Raw genomic sequence first — 2,693 nt, 5'->3', positions numbered from 1 at the left:
GCGGACTCCACCAGGAGCTCCAGCGCGAGGTCGGGCAGCGCGGCGCCGCGCTCGCGCGCGGTCGTCAGCGGACCGGTCCGCCTCCGCACGAGGAGCCGGCCGGCCAGCACGAGGACGAGCGACGCCGCGGTGAGGAGGCCGGTCAGCAGCACCTGGGCCTGGCCTCGGGCCGAGGCGACCTCGCTGCGCGCGTCGCGCAGCACCGTGTCGAGAACGGTGTCCCAGGTCGTGCCGTCCGCGGCACCGGTCGCGCCCGACTGCAACGCGACGACGGTCCGCTCCAGCGCCGCCGACCCGCGCCAGGTCAGCCGGTCGGGCTCGGGCACGAAGACGACCCGGCGCGACAGCGCGTCGCCGGGGAGCGCGCCCTCCAGGTCGCCCAGCGCGGCCGGCGGGACGAGGGCGGTCGCGGCCGTTCGTGTGGAACCGTCCGCCGCGCCGAGCGTCGGCGCGAGGGCCAGGGGCGCCACCTGCCAGGCCGGGTCGTCGGTGTCGGCGGCCTCGAACGTCCCGACGACCCGGACGGTGACGTCGCGGCCGCGTTCGTCGCGTGCCGGCACCACCTCGCCGACCTCGAGGTCGAGCGCCTGCGCGGCGGCCCCGGAGAGCGCGACGCGCACGGTGCCGGGGCGTGGCCCGCGCTCCGCGCCCGGCTCCCGCCCGGCGGTCCAGCGCAGCGACGGACCGTCGTCGACCGACGACACGAACGCCAGCTGGAGGTAGCGCCCCGGACCTCCGTCGAGCAGCTGGAGGGGTGTGGTGGTGACGGTGGCGACGCCGGGGCGGAGGACGGCGTCCAGCTCGGGGGGCAGCACGTCGCGCACGAGCTGCGCGTCCTGGCGCACCTGCCCGGCCGCCGACGCGGCGTCCCCACCGTCGTCGTCGGTCGGGACGTCGTAGGAGTCGGGCAGGGAGGCCCGGACGGCGCCGCGGTCGCCCGCGTCGCGCACGGCACCCACGACCGCGCGGTCGGCCGCCTGCCCGGCCAGGGGGGCGACGGCCGCGCCCAGGGCCGACGTCACGGCGACGACGACACCGACGAGCAGCAGGAGGGCGCGGTCGGCCCGGAGCCGTCCCACGACGGTCGGCACGTGCAGACGCGGCCGCCTCACGACGCGCCCGTCCCGAGCCGCGCGGGGTCGGCACGGCGCACCAGCGCGCTGCTCAGCGCGGCGCTCACGACGACGGCCGCGACGAGCATCCCGGCGACGAGCGCGAGCTCGGCGGCCCAGGGCCACGCGACCGCCGCGGGCGGAACCGGGGCGGCGCCCAGGTCGGAGCGCACGAGGTGGGGGCCGAGGGCGACCGCGGCGACGCCACCGACCAGTGCCCCCACCGCGGTCAGCGGGAGGAGGAGGGCGAGGTGCTCGAGGACGGCGACCCGGCGCACCTCGGCCGTCGAGGCGCCGAGCGCGCGCAGTCGTGCCGCCTCGGTCGTGCGGCGCCGCCGGTCCGAGCCGACCAGCAGCACCAGGGCGGCAACGTACATCGCCGTCGCGAGGACGACCAGCACGAGCAGGGTGGTCGGCACCGCCACGCGCAGCGGGCCGCGGGAGAGCGCGACGGTCGCCCCTGCGCGCGTCGTGACGTCGCCGATGCCCGCCTGCTCGAGGCGGGTCGCCGTCCCCGCCGCGGGGCGGCCGACCCACCAGCCGTCCGCCACCGGCTCCAGGCGCCCGGCGTCGACCAGGGCGCGGGTCAGGGTGTCCGCGTCGGCGAGCACGGCCACGCCGCCCGGCGCGGAGGGCACCGCCGGCACCACGGCCGCCACCACCAGGTCCAGCGTCGCGTCCCCGACGATCGCGGAGAGCTGGTCGCCGGTGCCGACGCCCACCTCGTCAGCCAGCGCCTGCGAGACCGCGACCGGCACGTCGCCCGGGTCGGGGAGGGAGCTGACCAGCACGTCGGCGCCGCCGTACTCGATGTAGGTGAGGTCGACGTCGGCGCGGACCGACAGCCGGGTGGCGTCCGGCGCACGGCCCAGGGTGACGGTCGCGGCGCGCACGAGTCCGTTGCGCTGCGTCAGCCTGGTCTGCCAGGGCTCCTCGGCGGGCGCCCCGTCCTCGACCTCGCCGCCCCCGCCCGCGTGCGGGAGGACGACGTCGACCCGGACGTCGGAGCCGCCCGGGCCGCCCTCTCCGGTGTGGTGGCCCACGAGCTCGAGGCCCACCGCGACCAGGCGCAGGTCCGCCTCGCCGGGGTCGGACCACCGCAGCGGGTGCGCCGCGCCGTCGAGGGGCACGGGCCGCGCCGCTGTGCTGAACCGGAAGCCCGTCGGGTCCTGCAGGACGACCGTCGGGCGTGCGACCAGCGCGACCCCCGACGGTGTGCGGCCGCGCACGCGGGCGCCCGCACCGTCCGCGGGGACGACCAGGCCCGCCACCGGGGGGCCGGGCGCGAGACGGGCACCGACGGCGGACCAGTCGAGGCCCGGGGCGGTGCGACCCCGCAGCAGCGTGCCCGCGTGGCGGGTGTCGACCGCCACCAGCACCGGGCGCGAGCCCTCGCGGCCGACGTAGCGCCCCAGGACGAGGGGTCGGTGGATCACCGGTGAGACGGCGCCGGCGTCGCCCGTGGCGGCCCGGACCTCCCGGGCGTCCGCCGGCCCGGCCGGGCCGTCGGTGACCAGGGCGAGGTCGGTCCCCACCCGCAGCGCTGCCTGGTCGACCTGCGAGCGCTCCCACGTGCTGCGC

At 79.4% G+C, this 2,693-nt stretch carries 2 protein-coding genes; both read right to left on the bottom strand.

What is annotated here, in order from left to right; translation table 11 throughout:
• A partial coding sequence (locus tag ACFFJG_RS15160) for a hypothetical protein (RefSeq protein WP_378519621.1) occupies window positions 1-1,112 on the bottom strand: 1,112 nt, incomplete at its 3' end.
• A partial coding sequence (locus tag ACFFJG_RS15155) for an FtsX-like permease family protein (protein ID WP_378519620.1) occupies window positions 1,109-2,693 on the bottom strand: 1,585 nt, incomplete at its 5' end. The genes ACFFJG_RS15155 and ACFFJG_RS15160, both read right to left, overlap by 4 nt.

The sequence above is a fragment of the Nocardioides zeicaulis genome (genome assembly GCF_042432345.1).
In the GTDB taxonomy this organism is placed as follows: Bacteria; Actinomycetota; Actinomycetes; order Propionibacteriales; family Nocardioidaceae; genus Nocardioides; species Nocardioides zeicaulis.
Note: the sequence above shows the minus strand (reverse complement) of the source record. Positions and strands in the feature narration are given on the sequence as shown.